17 protein-coding genes and 1 riboswitch are annotated in these 15,628 nt (G+C 69.0%); of the genes, 9 read left to right on the top strand and 8 right to left on the bottom strand.

The genetic code is table 11. The features are described 5' to 3' along the window. Window positions 1-49 precede the first annotated feature (49 nt). Window positions 50-715, bottom strand: coding sequence for a thiamine phosphate synthase (gene thiE, locus ACZ1DY_RS39820; RefSeq protein ID WP_465482714.1), 666 nt, complete (start codon window positions 713-715; stop codon window positions 50-52). A 30-nt stretch (window positions 716-745) separates the two neighbouring features. Further along, a riboswitch (TPP riboswitch) is annotated at window positions 746-853 on the top strand. Here thiE and thiO point away from each other — a divergent pair. From thiO to ACZ1DY_RS39800, 4 genes are all read left to right on the top strand, one after another. After that, the gene (gene thiO / locus ACZ1DY_RS39815) at window positions 847-1,917 is read left to right on the top strand and encodes a glycine oxidase ThiO (RefSeq protein ID WP_465482713.1); all 1,071 of its coding nucleotides are present in this window, start codon (window positions 847-849) and stop codon (window positions 1,915-1,917) included. Its footprint overlaps the riboswitch before it by 7 nt. Then, the gene (thiS, locus tag ACZ1DY_RS39810) at window positions 1,917-2,117 is read left to right on the top strand and encodes a sulfur carrier protein ThiS (RefSeq protein WP_007033436.1); all 201 of its coding nucleotides are present in this window, start codon (window positions 1,917-1,919) and stop codon (window positions 2,115-2,117) included. Before thiO ends, thiS begins: the two co-directional genes overlap by 1 nt. A 1-nt stretch (window position 2,118) precedes the next feature. Continuing rightward, window positions 2,119-2,877, top strand: coding sequence for a thiazole synthase (gene thiG, locus ACZ1DY_RS39805; RefSeq protein WP_126730661.1), 759 nt, complete (start codon window positions 2,119-2,121; stop codon window positions 2,875-2,877). 110 nt (window positions 2,878-2,987) lie between these two features. Beyond that, window positions 2,988-3,422, top strand: a complete 435-nt coding sequence (locus ACZ1DY_RS39800) for a MarR family winged helix-turn-helix transcriptional regulator (protein WP_126730334.1) — start codon at window positions 2,988-2,990, stop codon at window positions 3,420-3,422. On the opposite strand, the gene ACZ1DY_RS39795 is transcribed toward ACZ1DY_RS39800, so the two are convergent. From ACZ1DY_RS39795 to ACZ1DY_RS39785, 3 genes are read right to left on the bottom strand one after another with little or no spacing between them, the layout of a single operon-like run. Continuing rightward, on the bottom strand, window positions 3,400-4,197 hold the full coding sequence (locus ACZ1DY_RS39795; protein ID WP_465482712.1) for an ion transporter: 798 nt from the start codon (window positions 4,195-4,197) through the stop codon (window positions 3,400-3,402). The genes ACZ1DY_RS39800 and ACZ1DY_RS39795 overlap by 23 nt on opposite strands. Before the next feature lie 26 nt (window positions 4,198-4,223). Further along, window positions 4,224-5,054: a bifunctional hydroxymethylpyrimidine kinase/phosphomethylpyrimidine kinase gene (gene thiD / locus ACZ1DY_RS39790; RefSeq protein WP_034308254.1), complete on the bottom strand. Its 831-nt coding sequence runs from the start codon at window positions 5,052-5,054 to the stop codon at window positions 4,224-4,226. A 23-nt stretch (window positions 5,055-5,077) separates the two neighbouring features. Then, window positions 5,078-6,001: an NADP-dependent oxidoreductase gene (locus ACZ1DY_RS39785; RefSeq protein ID WP_465482711.1), complete on the bottom strand. Its 924-nt coding sequence runs from the start codon at window positions 5,999-6,001 to the stop codon at window positions 5,078-5,080. 88 nt (window positions 6,002-6,089) lie between these two features. On the opposite strand from ACZ1DY_RS39785, the gene ACZ1DY_RS39780 reads away from it, so the two are divergent. Together ACZ1DY_RS39780 and ACZ1DY_RS39775 are read left to right on the top strand one after the other, a co-directional pair. Further along, a complete protein-coding gene (locus ACZ1DY_RS39780; protein WP_172843557.1) occupies window positions 6,090-6,488 on the top strand; it encodes a winged helix-turn-helix transcriptional regulator in 399 nt (132 codons plus the stop codon). 95 nt (window positions 6,489-6,583) lie between these two features. Next, entirely contained in the window at window positions 6,584-8,101 is a 1,518-nt protein-coding gene (locus tag ACZ1DY_RS39775) for an alkaline phosphatase family protein (protein ID WP_465482710.1), read from the top strand. Between the two features lie 209 nt (window positions 8,102-8,310). Here ACZ1DY_RS39775 and thiD (ACZ1DY_RS39770) read toward each other — a convergent pair whose 3' ends face one another. The 3 genes from thiD (ACZ1DY_RS39770) to ACZ1DY_RS39760 all read right to left on the bottom strand — a co-directional run bounded on the left by thiD (ACZ1DY_RS39770) (window position 8,311) and on the right by ACZ1DY_RS39760 (window position 11,557). Next, the gene (gene thiD / locus ACZ1DY_RS39770; protein WP_465482709.1) at window positions 8,311-9,126 is read right to left on the bottom strand and encodes a bifunctional hydroxymethylpyrimidine kinase/phosphomethylpyrimidine kinase; all 816 of its coding nucleotides are present in this window, start codon (window positions 9,124-9,126) and stop codon (window positions 8,311-8,313) included. Window positions 9,127-9,160: 34 nt separating this feature from the next. After that, the gene (gene thiC / locus ACZ1DY_RS39765) at window positions 9,161-10,804 is read right to left on the bottom strand and encodes a phosphomethylpyrimidine synthase ThiC (protein ID WP_465482708.1); all 1,644 of its coding nucleotides are present in this window, start codon (window positions 10,802-10,804) and stop codon (window positions 9,161-9,163) included. Between the two features lie 159 nt (window positions 10,805-10,963). After that, the gene (locus ACZ1DY_RS39760) at window positions 10,964-11,557 is read right to left on the bottom strand and encodes a LysE family translocator (protein WP_257484016.1); all 594 of its coding nucleotides are present in this window, start codon (window positions 11,555-11,557) and stop codon (window positions 10,964-10,966) included. Between the two features lie 157 nt (window positions 11,558-11,714). Here ACZ1DY_RS39760 and ACZ1DY_RS39755 point away from each other — a divergent pair, with 157 nt between their 5' ends. Further along, window positions 11,715-13,883 carry a glycoside hydrolase family 15 protein gene (locus ACZ1DY_RS39755; protein ID WP_465485775.1) on the top strand — a complete coding sequence of 723 codons (2,169 nt, stop codon included), beginning with the start codon at window positions 11,715-11,717 and terminating at the stop codon, window positions 13,881-13,883. 56 nt (window positions 13,884-13,939) lie between these two features. On the opposite strand, the gene ACZ1DY_RS39750 is transcribed toward ACZ1DY_RS39755, so the two are convergent. Then, complete coding sequence (locus ACZ1DY_RS39750) at window positions 13,940-14,506, bottom strand: peptide deformylase (RefSeq protein WP_126730344.1); 567 nt, start codon at window positions 14,504-14,506, stop codon at window positions 13,940-13,942. Window positions 14,507-14,664: 158 nt separating this feature from the next. Between ACZ1DY_RS39750 and ACZ1DY_RS39745 the strand changes: the two genes are divergently transcribed. Both ACZ1DY_RS39745 and ACZ1DY_RS39740 read left to right on the top strand, forming a co-directional pair. Further along, window positions 14,665-14,976 carry a DUF3263 domain-containing protein gene (locus ACZ1DY_RS39745; protein WP_005160574.1) on the top strand — a complete coding sequence of 104 codons (312 nt, stop codon included), beginning with the start codon at window positions 14,665-14,667 and terminating at the stop codon, window positions 14,974-14,976. Further along, complete coding sequence (locus ACZ1DY_RS39740; RefSeq protein ID WP_465482707.1) at window positions 14,973-15,626, top strand: LytR C-terminal domain-containing protein; 654 nt, start codon at window positions 14,973-14,975, stop codon at window positions 15,624-15,626. The genes ACZ1DY_RS39745 and ACZ1DY_RS39740 overlap by 4 nt, the downstream gene beginning before the upstream one ends. Window positions 15,627-15,628 lie beyond the last annotated feature (2 nt).

Genomic DNA, 15,628 nt, shown 5'->3' with positions numbered 1-15,628 from the left:
GGTAGTTCGCGCTGCCGACTACCGCGTTCAGAGGACGAAACGCATGGGGTCAGGAGAGGGCGGAACGAAGCGTGCGGGCGGCCGCTTCGGGGTCTTCGGCCTCGGTGATCGCGCGGACGACGACGATCCGCGACGCCCCCGCGTCCAGCACCTCGGGCAGCCGCTCGACGTCGATCCCGCCGATCGCGAACCACGGCCGCGCCGTCCCGGACGCGGCCGTCGAGCGCGCCAGGTCGAGCCCCGGGGCGGACCGGCCGGGCTTCGTCGGGGTCGGCCAGCACGGGCCGGTGCAGAAGTAGTCCACGCCGGGTTCTTCGGCGGCGGCCGCGGCCTGTTCGGCCGAATGGGTGGACCGGCCGATCACCACGTCGTCCCCGAGCACCCGGCGCGCCAGCGACACCGGGATGTCGTCCTGGCCGAGGTGCAGCACGTGCGCGCCGACGCCGAGCGCGACGTCCGCGCGGTCGTTCACCGCCAGCAGCTTGTCGTGCTTCTCGCACGCCTCGGCCAGCACTTCCAGGGCGGCGATCTCGTGTTTCGCCTCGATCGGCGCACCGCCGGTCTTGTCCCTCAGCTGGATGATGTCGACGCCGCCCGCCAACGCGGCGTCGGCGAATTCGGCGAGATCGCCGCGGCCGGACCGGGCGTCGGTGCAGAGGTACAGGCGGGCGTCCGCGAGCCGGGCGCGGATCAGCGAACCAGACAGGGTGGGCATGGCGGCGACGGTACTCGCGCGCTACGGTGGGGTGGTCCGCACGGGAGCCCGAGGACGGGCTGAGAGGGAGCCGGGACCGCTCCGACCGTGGAACCTGATCCGGGTCATGCCGGCGCAGGGAGCGTGATTCCATGAAGGAACTTTCGGTTGTCGGCGGCGGGGTCATCGGCCTCTCGGTCGCTTGGCGCGCGTCCGCGCGCGGTCATCGCGTCACCGTGTATGACCCCGATCCGGGGCGCGGCGCGTCGTGGCTCGCGGGCGGCATGCTCGCGCCGGTCACCGAGGCCTGGCCGGGCGAGGAGGACGTCCTCGCGCTCGGCGAAGCGTCCCTGCGGCGCTGGCCGGATTTCGCCCGTGAGCTGGCGGAAGAGGGCGTCGACCCGGGACTTTCACCGCACGGCACGCTCGTCGTCGCGCTGGACAGCGCCGACGCGGGCAACCTCGAAATGCTGGCCGCGTACCTCGCCGAGCTCGGCCGCGAGGTCGAGCGGCTGACCGGCCGTGAGGCCCGCCGCGCCGAACCCGGCCTCGCCGGATCCGTCCGAAGTGGACTCCTGGTGCCCGGGGATCTGGCCGTGGACAACAGAAGGCTGTTGCGCGCGCTCGAACACGCCTGTCGAGTGCGCGGCGTCGAGTTCCGCCACGAGACGGTCACCGAGCTCAACGGATTGGGTGACGTCGTCCTCGCCGCCGGCGCCTGGACCGGACGGCTGCATCCCGCGCTCGACGGCGCCGTCCGCCCGCTCAAGGGCGAGATCCTCCGCCTCCGGCCGCGACGGGGTTGCCTGCCGCCCCCGAAACGCACCGTCCGCGCGATGGTCGAAGGACGCCCGATCTACCTCGTCCCTCGTGACGACGGTCAGCTCGTACTCGGCGCGACCCAGTACGAGGCCGGTTTCGACGAGACCGTCACCGTCCGAGGCGTTCGTGAGTTGCTCGAAGGCGCGGAGCGCGTCTTCCCGGGCCTCACCGAGTACGAACTCGTCGAGACCGCCGCCGGGCTTCGCGCGGCGAGTGTCGACACGATGCCCTTCATCGGTGAGCTGGGCGAAGGCGTCTTCGCCGCGACAGGTCACCATCGCAACGGCCTCCTGATGGCCCCGGTCACCGCGGACGCCGCGGTCGCCTGGCTGGACGGAGTGCCGTTGCCGGACGAGGTCGCGGCGGCAACGCCGTCGCGGCGAAGCGAGGAGCGGGTGTGATGGAGATCCAGGTCAACGGCCAGTGGCGCGAATTCCCCGACGGCACCACCGTCGAGGGCGTGCTGGAGGCGCTGGGTACGGCGACACAGGGCGTCGCGGTCGCGGTGGACGGCGTGGTCGTCCGGCGCGGCGAATGGCCGGAAGCGGTGGTGCGCAAGGGCGCCAGCGTCGACATCCTCACCGCTGTGCAAGGAGGCTGAAATGGACGGCGACCACCTCGTCATCGGCGAGCACAAGCTCTCGTCGCGGTTGATCATCGGCACCGGCGGCGCGGGCAACCTCGCCGTGCTGGAACGCGCGCTGGTCGCGTCCGGGACGGAACTGACCACCGTCGCGATGCGCAAGGCCGACGCCGAAGGCGGCTCCGGCGTCCTCGAACTGCTTCGCCGCCTCGGCATCCGCCTGCTGCCCAACACCGCCGGTTGCCGGACGGCCGCCGAAGCGGTCCTCACCGCGCAGCTCGCCCGCGAAGCGCTCGAGACCGACCTCGTCAAGCTGGAGGTCCACGCCGACGACCGCACCCTGCTGCCGGATCCGTTCGAGACCCTCGAAGCGGCCGAACGGCTCGCCGCGGACGGCTTCACCGTGCTCGTGTACACCAACGACGATCCGGTGCTGGCGCTGCGGCTGGAGGAGGCGGGCTGCGCGGCGGTGATGCCGCTCGGCGCGCCCATCGGCACCGGTCTCGGCATCCGGAACCCGCACAACATCGAGCTGATCGTGTCCCGCGCGGGGGTGCCGGTGATCCTCGACGCCGGGATCGGCACGGCTTCCGACGCGACACTGGCGATGGAGCTCGGCTGCGACGCGGTCCTGCTTTCCACCGCCGTGACCAGGGCCGCGGACCCCGAACGGATGGCGTCGGCGATGCGGGCCGCCGTCACCGCGGGGCGGCTGGCGGCCGGCGCGGGGCGGATCCCGCAGCGGTTCTGGGCGCACGCGTCGAGCCCGCCCCGGTAACCCTTTTGTACGGTTCACGGCCTTGACGGCGAGTTCGCACCCGGAGCCCGTATGGTTGACGGCACCTTTCCGGAGGCGCACCCGCCGCCGTGTACCCAGAGGAGCCAGTGGTGACCACGTCAGCGGTCCAGGACGTTTCGGGCAGGTTGTTCCTGGCGGTGGGCAGGCTGTCCCGGTCGCTGCGCCAGGCCGGTGTGCCCGGGCCGGGCCACGGCGCGATCTCGGCGCTCGCCACGCTCGTGCACTACGGCCAGCTCCGCCTGGGTGATCTCGCGGCGAAGGAAGGCGTCGCCGCGGCCACCATGTCGAGGATCGTCGCTTCGCTGGTCGAAGCGGGCTACGTCAGCCGTGAATCGGACCCGATCGACAGGCGTGCCTGGCTCGCGGAGGCCACCGAAGAGGGGGCGAGGCTGGTTTCCGGCGTCCGGTCGACCCGGGTGAACGAGCTGAGCAAACGCCTCGAACGGCTGACGCCGGAGCATCAGGCGGCGCTGGCGGCGGCTCTTCCCGCCCTCGAAGCGCTCATTGCCGACGAAGAGCGCTGACTTCCTCGCGAAGAGCGCGAAGCTCGTCGAGGATCTCCTTGTTCGCCAGAGCCTGCGTTTCGGCCTGCTTCGCCTCTTCCTCGCGGATGTCCTGGCGAAGCTCGTCCTCCATCCCGCTGACCACCACGGCGATGAAGAGGTTCAGCACCGCGAAGCTGGACACGAGGATGTAGACCACGAAGAACACCCAGGCCATGGGCGCTTCCCGCATGACCTCCTTGGCGATGTCCGGCCAGGCCTCGCCGGTCATCACCTGGAACAGCGTGAACAGCGAAGTGCCGAGGTCGCCGAAGTTCTCCGGCGAGATCGCGCCGAACAGCTTCGTCGCCATCACCCCCGCGACGAAGATGATCAGCGCGAGGAGCGCGGCGATCGAAGCCATCCCGGGGATCGCCGCGAGCAGGCCGGTGACGACCTTCCGCATCGACGGCACGACCGAGATCAGCCGCAGCACCCGCAGGACCCGCAACGCCCGCAGCACCGCGAACGGGCCGGTCGTGGGGATCACCGCGATCCCGACGACTACCAGATCGAAGATGTTCCACGGGTCACGGAAGAACTTTCCGCGATAGGCGTAGAGCTTCGCGCCGAGTTCGAGGACGAAGATCCCGAGCGCGATGTAGTCGACCGTGTGCAGCAGCGTCCCGTGCTCCGCGACCATCCTGGTCGAGGTCTCCAGGCCGAGTGTGACGGCGTTGAAGACGATCACCGCGATGATGAAGTTCTGGAAGCGGCGGTCTTCGACGACCCTGGCCACCGTCTCGCGTCCCGTCACGGCGCAGATCGTAACCGGACGGGTGCTCAGTGCTCGGGCGCAAGCCGCCAGAACGCCGAAACCGGACCGACCTTCGCGCCCATCGGGTAGGCGTTTTCGACCGCGTGTGAAACGAACCACTTGCCGTAGCGCGCGGCCTCCACGACGGACATGCCCTTAGCGAGCCCCGCCGTCAGCGCCGACGCCATCGTGTCCCCGGCGCCGTGCGTGTGCTGCGTGGCGAACCGCTCGCCCGGCAGCTCGACGAACGTGGAGCCGTCGAAGAGCACGTCGACGCATTCCGGGTCGGAGACGAGGTGGCCGCTCTTGACGAGCACGTACTTCGGCCCGAGCCGGTGCAGCACGACGGCCGCCTGGTGCATCTGCTCGCGGGTGGTCACGGTCATCCCGGTGAGCAGGCGGACCTCGTCGAGGTTCGGCGTGAGGACGGTCGCGCGCGGCAGGAGCTCGTCGCGCAGCGCCACCAGCCCGGCCTCGTCGAACAGCGGATGCCCGTGCATCGACGCCGCGACCGGGTCGACCACGAACGGCACCTTGCTGTCGCGGCCGATCTCGGCCTTGTCGCACGCGGCGGCGACGGCGTGGATGATCTCGGCCGAAGCGAGCATGCCGGTCTTCGCCGCGTTGACGCCCATGTCGGCCGCGACCGCCTCGATCTGCCCGGCGACGATGCTCGCCGGGATGTCGGTGCGGTCGTGCACGCCGAGCGTGTTCTGGACGGTCACGGCGGTGACCGCGACCAGGCCGTGCACGCCACAGGTGAGGAACGTGCGCAGATCCGCCTGAAGGCCGGCGGCGCCGCCGGAGTCGGACCCCGCGATGGTCAGCGCCGACGGCGGGCTCGGGTTCTCGCTCATGGGTTCATTTTCCACGCGCGTTCTCAGAGGGTCAGGACGAGCTTCCCGGTCACCCTGCCGCCTTCGCCGACTTCGTGTGCCTTCGCGACGTCTTCCAGGGGGAAGGTCTGGTCGACGTGGACGCGCAGTTCACCCTTCTCGATCAGGCCGGTCAACGCCAGGAGACCGATCTCGTCGGGTTCGGCGAGCATTCCCGACGTCCGCACGCCGAGCTTCTCCGCCTTCGCCACGACAGCTTCGCTCGGGCCTCCGGGGACCGCGATCAGCAGGCCGCCCGGTTTCACCGCGTCCAGCCAGCGCAGGTCGCTCTGCTCGCCGACCAGCCCGAACACGACGTCCACCCCGGACGCGGTCGCGGCCTGGTCGCGGTAGTCGATCGGCTCGTCGACACCGAGTTCGCGGAGGAAGTCGTGCTTCCCGGCGCTCGCCGTGCCGAGGACGTACGCGCCGCGCGCCTTCGCCACCTGCACGGCGAGGTGCCCGACGCCGCCCGCGGCCGCGTCGATCAGCACACGCTGGCCAGGCTGGACGCCGGCGATGTCCACGAGGCCCTGCCAGGCGGTGAGCCCGGCGAGCGGCAGCCCGGCGGCCTCCTCGTGGGTGAGGCTCGCGGGTTTGCGCACGAACTGGCGGGCGGGCGCCGTCACGTACTCGCCGTAGCCGCCTGCCTGCCGGGGAAACCACGGGAAGCCGAGGACCTCGTCGCCGACGGCGAACCGCGTGGTGCCGACACCGAGCTCCTCCACCACCCCGGAGACGTCCCAGCCGAGGACGAACGGCGGCTCGCCCATGAAGACGCCGTAGGCCCGGGTCTTCCAGTCGACCGGGTTGATCCCGGCCGCGCGCACGCGCACGAGCACCTCCGTCGGTGCGGGGGACGGCCGATCGGTTTCGGTCACCTCCAGCACTTCCGGGCCACCAAGCCGCTGCTGGGTCACGACGCGCATCGAAAGCTCCTTCGTTGTTGGTGCTGTCCATGCTCGGCCGCTTGGTCTCTTTTCGCTAGAAGGCACTTATAGGTAAACTAGGTACCTGATGGAAACCACCTGTGAAGTGCCGGAATCCCCGTGGGACATCTACCTGCGGAACTGCCCGTGCCGAGACGTCCTCGATCTGCTCGCCAACAAGTGGACCGCGCTCGTGCTCGGCGCGCTGTCGCGGCGGCCGCACCGGTTCGGTGAGCTGCGCCGCGCCGTCGGCGGGATCAGCCAGAAGATGCTGACGCAGAACCTGCGCGCCTTCGAACGCGACGGCCTGGTCACGCGCACGGTCTTCCCGACCACGCCGCCGACCGTCGAGTACGCGCTGACCGAACGCGGGGCGAGCGCGGGCACGCTGCTGATGGCGGTCAGCGAATGGTCGGTCGCGAATTTCGACGGGATCCTCGAATCGCGGAAGGAGTACGACTCGCGGGTGATGGAGCCCGTCGGCTGAAGTCCCCCGGGGCGGCACGCGGACTTCATCGGGAAGTCAGTTCGGCGCACTAACTTGACGAACAATTGGTTCGAACAAGTTACCTGGAGGCTTTCGTGCGCAGAACGCTTTCCCTCCTGTCGGTCTTGGTGGCCGTCGCCGGACTGACGTCCGGTGTCGCCGTCGCCGCGGCCAAGACACCAAAAGTGCTGGTCATCGGCCTGGACGGCGCCCGCTTCGACAAGCTGATGGCCGCCGACACCCCCAACGTCCACGCGCTGGCGGAGCGTGGCTACGCGTCGCGCAGTTCCTTGTACGGCAGCGGGATGGCGCCGACGGTGAGCGGTCCCGGATGGTCCACGATCCTCACCGGCGTCTGGCCGGACAAGCACAAGGTGAAGGACAACTCCTTCTCTGGCAACGATCTCGCTTCGCATCCGAGCTGGCTCGCCCGCGCCGAAACCGCGAACCCTGCGCTCGACACCTACGCGGCGGTCGACTGGACACCGATCAGCGACCGGATCCTGCGCACCGGCCAGGACCGCAAGTTCGTCCTGAACGGTGACAGCGCCGGCTACGAGAAGACCGACGAGCAGGTCGCCGTCGACGCGGAGAAACACCTCAAGCAGGACAAGGCCGACGCCTCGTTCGTCTACTTCGGACAGACGGATATCGCGGGCCACGACCACGGCGCGGATTCCCCGGAGTACGAAGCCAGCCTGCGCACCGACGACGCGTTGATCGGCCGCCTGCTCGCCGCCGTCGACGCGCGCGCGAACCGCGCGAACGAAGACTGGCTGATCATGATCTCCTCGGACCACGGCCACACGCCGTCGGGCGGGCACGGTGGTGACACGCCCGAGGAACGGATGACGTTCGTGATCGCCGCCGGTGGGACGGTTCCTGCCGGAACTCCCGCCGTGGCACCGAAGATCGTGGATATCGCGCCGACGGTGCTGCGGCACCTCGGCATCGCGGCTCCGGCTGTCTACGACGGCTACGCGCTCGGCGCCGCGCCTTCGGACGTCTTCGACACGGCCGTCTTGAAGGCGCGGCAGGACGAAACCGGTGTCCCGGCGGGCGTCCTCGGCTGGACGCACGACGCGCCCGGAGGCTGGAGCGTGCGCAACGCGTCCGGTATGCCCGCCGGTGTGACGGAGTGGCAAGGCTGGTCCTTCACCACCGACGACTTCTGGACTCGCACCGCCCCTGGTCAGCAGCGCGAGGCGAACGCCCGCGCGCGTGGCGTCTTCGCGGTCGCGGACCCGGATGAATGGGACGACAAGGGCTCGCCCTCTTCGCGCGGCACCTTCGACTCTTCCCTGGCTTCGCCTTCGCTCGACGTCACCGGAAGGTCCACTGTGGACGTCTCGTTCGTCTCGCACTACCGGCAGGACGGCACGCAGCGGGGCGCGCTGACCGCGTCGTTCGACGGCGGCCCCGAGCAGAACGTGCTGGCCTACGGGCCGGAATCGGGTACGGCGAACAAGGGCGGTGACGTGCTTTCGGTGCCGACGGCGGCTTCGGTCAAGGTGCCCGCCGGGGCCCGATCGGTGAAGCTGACCTGGCGGCTCTACGCGGCGGGGAACAACTGGTATTGGGCGGTGGACGCTCCTCGCCTCAGCGCCCGCTAACGGATGTCACCGGACCCGGCCGACGTTGCGAAAGCCACTTTCACAACGTTGAAGGTTGCGAAGGTGGCTTTCGCAACCTCCCGGTAGGGCGCTTCGCCCAGCAGGACCCCGCAGAACATGAAGGCCCCCTCCCTTGCGCCTAGGTACAGGAAGGGGGCCTTCATGTACTTGGCAAGGGGCTTCACGGACCTCCGGCACTGGCCGGATGGTTACCGCAGCCGCCAGAACGGCGACACGGGCCCCACCCCGGCCCCCAGCGGATACGACTCCGCGACGCATCGCTCGATGAACCGCTTCCCCTCAGCGACGGCCGTCGGCACGTCCGCCCCCTTCGCCAGCGAAGACGTGATCGCCGAAGCCATCGTGTCCCCGCCGCCGTGGGTATTCCTGGTGTCGAAGCGCGGGCCGCTCAGCTCGACCCAGGATTCGCCGTCCGACAACAGGTCCACGCAGTCCTGAGCGGCGTCGAGGTGCCCGCCCTTCACCAGCACCCACTCGGAACCGAACTCCAGCAACGCTTCCGCCGCTTCCCGCTGGGTTCCGGGCCCGGTGACCTCCACGCCGGTCAGCAGCCGGACCTCGTCCAGGTTCGGCGTGATCAGCGTGGCGCGCGGGAAAAGCTCGGTGCGGATCGCTTCCAGTGCCTCTTCTCGCAGCAACGCGTGCCCGGTCATCGAAGCGGCGACCGGGTCGACGACGAACGGCGTGTCCGATGAGCGTCCGATGTGGACCTCGTCGAGCGTCTTCGCGACGGCGTTGATGATCTCGGCCGTCGCGAGCATCCCGGTCTTCGCCGCGTCGACGCCCATGTCCGTGGCGACGGCCTTGATCTGCCCGGTGACGACGTCGACCGGGATCTCGCTGAACCCCTGCACGCCCAGCGAGTTCTGCACGGTGACCGCGGTGAGCGCGACCATCCCGTGCACCCCGTTGGCGAAGAAGGTGCGCAGGTCGGCCTGGATGCCCGCACCACCACCGGAATCCGATCCGGCGATGGTGAGGGCCGTCCTGGGTGCTGTGTTCACGGCGCCTCCGCGGGAGGGAGTACGTCGGCGCGTGTCACTGATTGACCACCGGCAGGTACACCTTGTTGCCCTGCTCGGCGAACTCGTTCGACTTCTCCTCCATGCCTGCCTCGATGGCCTCCACAGTGGACAGTCCATGTTCCTCGGCGTACTTGCGGACGTCCTGCGTGATGCGCATCGAGCAGAACTTCGGGCCGCACATCGAGCAGAAGTGCGCCGTCTTCGCCGGCTCCGCGGGCAGCGTCTCGTCGTGGTACGCGCGGGCGGTGTCGGGGTCCAGCGACAGGTTGAACTGGTCGTTCCAGCGGAATTCGAAGCGGGCCTTGGAAAGCTCGTCGTCCCACTCCTGCGCGTACTGGTGCCCCTTGGCGAGGTCGGCGGCATGCGCGGCGATCTTGTACGTGATCACGCCGGTCTTCACGTCGTCGCGGTTCGGCAGGCCGAGGTGCTCCTTCGGCGTGACGTAGCAGAGCATCGCCGTGCCGTACCAGCCGATCTGTGCCGCGCCGATGGCCGAAGTGATGTGGTCGTACGCAGGCGCGATGTCGGTCGCGAGCGGGCCGAGGGTGTAGAACGGCGCCTCGCCGGTCAGCTTCTCCTCGAGTTCGACGTTCTCCTTGATCTTGTGCATCGGCACGTGGCCGGGACCCTCGATCATCACCTGGACGTCGTGCTCGCGGGCGATATGCGTGAGCTCGCCCAGCGTCTCCAGTTCGGCGAACTGCGCGCGGTCGTTGGCGTCGGCGATCGAGCCGGGCCGCAGGCCGTCACCGAGCGAGAACGTGACGTCGTACTCGCGCAGGATCTCGCAGAGCTCGGCGAAATTGGTGTACAGGAACGATTCCTTGTGGTGCGCGAGGCACCACGCCGCCATGATCGAGCCGCCGCGCGAGACGATGCCGGTGACGCGGCGCGCGGTCAGCGGGATGTAGCGCAGCAGCACCCCGGCGTGCACGGTGACGTAGTCGACGCCCTGCTCGCACTGCTCGACGATGGTGTCGCGGTAGACCTCCCACGACAGCTTTTCGGGCTCCCCGTTGACCTTCTCGAGCGCCTGGTAGATCGGCACGGTGCCGACCGGCACCGGCGAGTTGCGGATGATCCACTCGCGCGTCTCGTGGATCCGCTTGCCGGTGGAGAGATCCATGATCGTGTCGGCGCCCCAGCGGGTGGCCCACACCATCTTGTCGACCTCCTCCTCCACGGAGGACCAGACGGCCGAGTTGCCCATGTTGGCGTTGATCTTCACCAGGAATTTCTTGCCGATGATCATCGGCTCGGTCTCCGGGTGCTTGCGATTGGCGGGGATCACCGCACGACCGCGCGCGACCTCGTCCCGCACGAATTCCGGCGAGCAGCGCTCGCGTGCCGCGACGTACTCCATCTCGCGGGTGATGACGCCCTGTTTCGCCCAGCCGAGCTGGGTGTTGTGCTCACGACCGTCGGCCCAGCCGGCGCGCAGCCGATGCAGTCCACTGTGGACATCGATCTGCGCGTCGTCGTCGGTGTACGGGCCGGAGGTGTCGTAAACGTCGAAATGCTCGCCGTTCGAAAGATCGATCCGCCGCGCGGGGACCCGGAGACCGGATTCCGTCTGGTGATAGACCTTGCGGGAACCGGTGATCGGCCCGGTGGTCACGGTCGGCGTGATGCCCTGGGCATTCTCAAGCGTCGTCAACGACGTTCACTCCCTACGCCGGCATTACCCGGTCAGGTTCATGCGGTCGGCGGCGCCGGGTCCCTGGAAAGACACCAGCCGCCCTCTCAGCCCGCCATGGCGCGAGCTCCCGCGGTTGTTTGGTTGTGCCCCGACCATGCCACGCCGGGGCTCGGACAATCAACCCTCCAAGGCGACGGTCACTCCGAAGCCGACCAGGACGCCGCCGGACGTGCGCTCCAACCACAGCTTGACGCGATCGCGGCGCAACCACTCACCCAGGCGTGTGACCAGCAAGGCGAGCGACGAATACCAGACGATGTCGACGGCGATCCACACCGCGACGCACAGCAGCAGCGACCACGGCCCGCCGTCGGCGGGAACGAACTGGGGAAGGAACGAGATCGCGAACACGCCCGCCTTCGGGTTGCTCACGTTGATCAGGAAGCCGGAGCGGAAGCCGCGCCCGGCGGGTTCGGCGACCTCGCCGTCGCGCTTGCGGAAGAAGAGCGCCTTGACGCCGAGGTAGATCAGGAAGACCGCGCCCGCGATGCGCAAGACGTCGTAGGCGACCTGCGAGGCGATGAGGAGCGCGGTGAGACCGAACACCGCGGCGAGCCCCCAGAACGCGACACCCGCCTCGATCCCCGCGACGGTGGCGAACGCGTTCCGGCGCGAGCCCTTCGCCGACTGCTTGATCAGCATCACCGTCGCCGGGCCGGGGACCATCGCCATGAGGAACGCGGCGGGGATGAACGCCAGCAGGTTCGGCATTCCCCGATCGTCGGGGACGGGGGCCGCCGTGAGCAACGCGATTTCCGGGCCGACATGTCGACAGCGTTAGCGGTTCACCGGTTTGGAGCATGTGCTCGCTGGGGATTCACGACAGAATCCCGGAGGTTCTGCACCGTTACAGAAGTCTGGGGTGGATATGCGAAAACTCGTGCTCCCGGCACTGGCAGGCGTGCTGATCGCGGGGCTGGTCCCGGCGGTCGCCGCGGCACAGGGCGGTGAGGCGCCCGGTGCGCCCGGCGCCCATCCGAGCTGGCTCCCGGCGGACAAGACCGGCTTCGGCACCGCCCGCGAACGGGCGAGCAACGTCTGGTTCACCCTCCAGGGCGGCCGGATGTCCGAGGTCTACTACCCGGACCTGTCCACGCCGAGCGTCCGCGCGCTCGACCTCGTCGTCACCGACGGGACGAGCTTCGCCACCGTCGATTCCTCGGCGAAGGCACAGCAGGTGCGCCGCACCGGCGGCCTCACCTACGAACAGACGATCACCGACGACCGGCGCCGCTGGAAGCTCCGCAAGACCTACGTCACCGACCCGGCGCGCGCGAGCGTGCTGATCGACGTCGACTTCGTTTCGCTGACCGGCCGCCCCTACCAGGTGTACGCGGTCGCGGATCCCGATCTCACGAACGAGGGCTCCGACGACTCCGCACGCACCGAGGGGGTGAACGCGGTCGCGTCCGACGCGAAGACCTCGGCCGCGCTGGCGGCGGAACCGGCGTTCTCGCGTAGTTCCGTGGGTTACGCGGGTGCCTCCGACGGCATCACGCAGCTGACGAAGTCCTTCACTCTCAAGGATTACGCGACCGCGGCCAAGGGCAACGTGCTGATCACCGGGCAGACGTCCGCAGACGGTGTCCGCTCGCGGGACTTCACGCTTTCGCTGGGCATGGGCGCGAAGGACTCCGACGCGCTCGCCAACGCGAAAGCCTCACTGCGGCGCGGTTTCGCCGATGCCGCCCGCGCGTACGACCGGGGCTGGAAGCACTACCTCCGCCGGCTGAAGGACGCGCCGTCGTCGCTCAAGACCGAGCGGGAACGGGACCTCTACCAGGCGTCCGTGCTCATGCTCGCGGCGAGCGAGGACAAGATCCACCAGGGCGCGCTCATCGCGTCGCCGAGCATGCCGTGGCGGTTCGGGAACAACGACCCGGAATGGTCGCCGTCGGGCACCTATCACCTGGTCTGGCCGCGGGACCTCTACCAGATCGCGACCGGCCTGCTCGCCGCCGGCGACCGCGACGCCGCGAACCGGTCGATCGACTACATGTTCGGGACGCAGCAGCTGCCGGACGGGCATCTGCCGCAGAACAGCCACGTCGACGGCACGCCGTACTGGACGTCCATCCAGCTCGACGAGACCGCGCTGCCGATCGTGCTCGCCCAGCAGCTCGGCCGCACCGACGCCAAGACCTGGACGGGTGTGCGCAAGGCGGCGGAATTCCTCTTGTCCTACAAGGCGGACAACGGGCACGCGTCGCCGTACAGCCAGCAGGAACGCTGGGAGGAACAGGACGGCTACTCGCCCTCGACGATCGCCGCGGTGATCGCCGGGCTGGTCTGCGCGGCCGACATCGCCAAGGCGAACGGCGCCGCCGCGGACGCGAAGCGCTACCTGGACACCGCCGACGCGTTCAAGGCGAAACTCGCCCAGTGGACGGTGACCACGAACGGTCCGCTGTCGAAGGATCCGTACTTCGTCCGGCTGACCAAGGACGGCAACGCGAACAACGGCACGAAGTACAACCTTGGCAACTCCAGCGTGACCATGGACCAGCGTGCCGTGACCGACGCGGGATTCCTCGAACTGGTGAGGCTGGGCATCTACCGCGCCGACGATCCGGTGATCCGCAACAGCGTCGAGGTCACCGACGCCGACATCGCCTTCACCACCCCGACGGGTCAGTTCTGGCACCGATACACGAAGGACGGCTACGGCGAGAAGGCCGACGGCTCGCCATGGGACTACACGTTCCCGGCGGAAAGCCGGACCACTTTCGGGCGACTGTGGCCGCTGCTGGCGGGTGAACGAGGCGAGTACGACCTCGCCAATGGCGACCGGCGTACGGCCGCGAAGCGCCTTCGCGACCTCGGGCGCGTCAGTAGTTCGGGGGACACGATGCCGGAGCAGGTTTGGGACGAGAACGCGCCTTCGGGGCAGCCGGGCTTCCCGGCCGGCACTCCGACCGCGTCCGCCACTCCGCTGGCCTGGACGCACGCCCAGTACCTCCGGCTCGCGTGGTCGGTGGAGGCGGGGAAGGTGATCGAGCAGCCGCGGGTCGTGCGGTGCCACTTCCTGGGCTGCTGACCCTCACGTCTCGTGAGTGGTAAGGACGGTTCTAACCGTCCTTACCACTCACGAGGTCAGTCGTCGGAGGGCCGCGCCTCCGGCAGCCACGAATTGCCCGGAACGCCCCATTTGTTCGCCTTGAGCATCTTCTTCGCCGCGCGGGCGTGCCGCCCGACCAGCCGGTCGAGGTAGATGAAGCCGTCCAGGTGATCGGTCTCGTGCTGCAGGCAGCGCGCGAAGTAACCGGTTCCTTCGACCTCGATCGGATTACCGTCGACGTCGAAACCGGTCACCTTCGCCCACGAAGCGCGTCCGGTCGGGTACGACTCGCCGGGCGCCGAGAGACAGCCTTCCCAGTCGTCGTCCGGATCCGGCATCGTCTCCGGGATCTCCGACGTCTCGAGCTTCGGGTTGACCACGACGCCCTTGTGGCGCGTGCCCTCGTCGTCGGGGCAGTCGTAGACGAACACGCGCAGGTCGAGGCCGATCTGGTTGGCCGCGAGGCCCACCCCTTCGGCGGCGTACATGGTCTCGAACATGTCGTCGATGAGCGTGCGCAGCTTGTCGTCGAACTCGGTGATCTCCCGAGTCGGGTTGTGCAGCACGGGCTCGCCGGCGATCACGATGGGATGGACGGTCACGCGCGCAGTTTAGTCGGACCCTTCTGGTACACCCTTACCCATGACGCGCCGACGTCGTTACCGAGGCCGGGCGCCGCATCCGTGGTCTAATGGCGCCGCGGAATGACAAGCCTGTGGTTTCACGCCCGCCGAGCACTGACCTGATTGCGAGGAGTCGGATGGACGCCGCGGAGTCGATGGCCGAGCCCGACCAGCCGTCCCCGTCGGAGACCGTGAACGGCCTCAGCGAGCGCGAGCTCGACATGCTCGCGTTCGAACGTCAGTGGTGGAAGTACGCCGGCGCGAAGGAACAGGCCATCCGCGAACGCTTCTCTATGTCGTCGACGCGCTACTACCAGTTGCTGAACCGGCTGCTCGAGAAGACCGAAGCCATGCAGGCCGATCCGATGCTGGTGAAGCGCCTGCGAAAGACGCGAGCGGCCCGGCAGCGCAATCGCGCGGCCCGGCGACTGGGGATCGATCTCTCATGAGTCTGTTTTCGGGTCTGTCCCGGCCGATGAAGGCCGCCGGACTGGCCTTGGTCGGTGTCGCCGTGATCGCCGCCGTGATCGGCGGTATCACCCTGACCAGTGGCGGCGGTGACTCGGACACCGCGACTCCGCCCGGCAGCACGCCCACCACGGCGCCGTCTTCGGACGGCGCGACGCAGCCCTCGTCTCCCGCACCGGGTTCGCCGTCGGCAAGCACGCCGCCCGCGTCGTCGGCGCCGCCGTCGAGCGCGCCCGCGAGTTCCGCGCCGCCGGCGAGCCAGCCTGGGCAGACGGGGCAGCCCGGCCAGCCCGGTCCGGGTCAGCCAGGCGGTGATCAGCAGGCGTCGCACAAGTGGGTGACGGTGCGCGTCTACAACAACAGCACGATCCAGGGCCTCGCCGAGCAGGCCGCGAAGGACTTCCGCGCCTCGGGCTGGAACGTCTCCGAGGTCAAGGGCTATCCGGGCAGGCTGCCCGAGACGGTGGCCTACTACCGGCCGGGCACCGACGAGGAAGCGGCGGCGAAGGCGCTGGCGCTGGAGTTCGGTTTCCGTGCCGAGCCGAGGTTCGAGGAGATCAAGAACATCGGTCCCGGCGTGATCGTCATCCTCACCAAGGACTACAAGACCAACGACAAGGACGGCTCCTAGCC

The organism is Amycolatopsis sp. PSD-21 (assembly GCF_055561455.1).
The sequence above is the reverse complement of the archived record's forward strand: the minus strand, read 5'-3'. Positions and strand labels throughout refer to the sequence as shown.

Coding starts and splice junctions, on each gene's coding strand:
- thiS (WP_007033436.1), top strand. CDS start 1,917: ATGGAGATCCAGGTCAACGGCCAGTGGCGCGAATTCCCCGACGGCACC.
- ACZ1DY_RS39755 (WP_465485775.1), top strand. CDS start 11,715: ATGCGAAAACTCGTGCTCCCGGCACTGGCAGGCGTGCTGATCGCGGGG.
- ACZ1DY_RS39760 (WP_257484016.1), bottom strand. CDS start 11,557: ATGCCGAACCTGCTGGCGTTCATCCCCGCCGCGTTCCTCATGGCGATG.
- ACZ1DY_RS39745 (WP_005160574.1), top strand. CDS start 14,665: ATGGACGCCGCGGAGTCGATGGCCGAGCCCGACCAGCCGTCCCCGTCG.
- thiG (WP_126730661.1), top strand. CDS start 2,119: ATGGACGGCGACCACCTCGTCATCGGCGAGCACAAGCTCTCGTCGCGG.
- ACZ1DY_RS39740 (WP_465482707.1), top strand. CDS start 14,973: ATGAGTCTGTTTTCGGGTCTGTCCCGGCCGATGAAGGCCGCCGGACTG.
- thiO (WP_465482713.1), top strand. CDS start 847: ATGAAGGAACTTTCGGTTGTCGGCGGCGGGGTCATCGGCCTCTCGGTC.
- ACZ1DY_RS39785 (WP_465482711.1), bottom strand. CDS start 6,001: ATGCGCGTCGTGACCCAGCAGCGGCTTGGTGGCCCGGAAGTGCTGGAG.
- thiE (WP_465482714.1), bottom strand. CDS start 715: ATGCCCACCCTGTCTGGTTCGCTGATCCGCGCCCGGCTCGCGGACGCC.
- ACZ1DY_RS39780 (WP_172843557.1), top strand. CDS start 6,090: ATGGAAACCACCTGTGAAGTGCCGGAATCCCCGTGGGACATCTACCTG.
- thiD (WP_034308254.1), bottom strand. CDS start 5,054: ATGAGCGAGAACCCGAGCCCGCCGTCGGCGCTGACCATCGCGGGGTCC.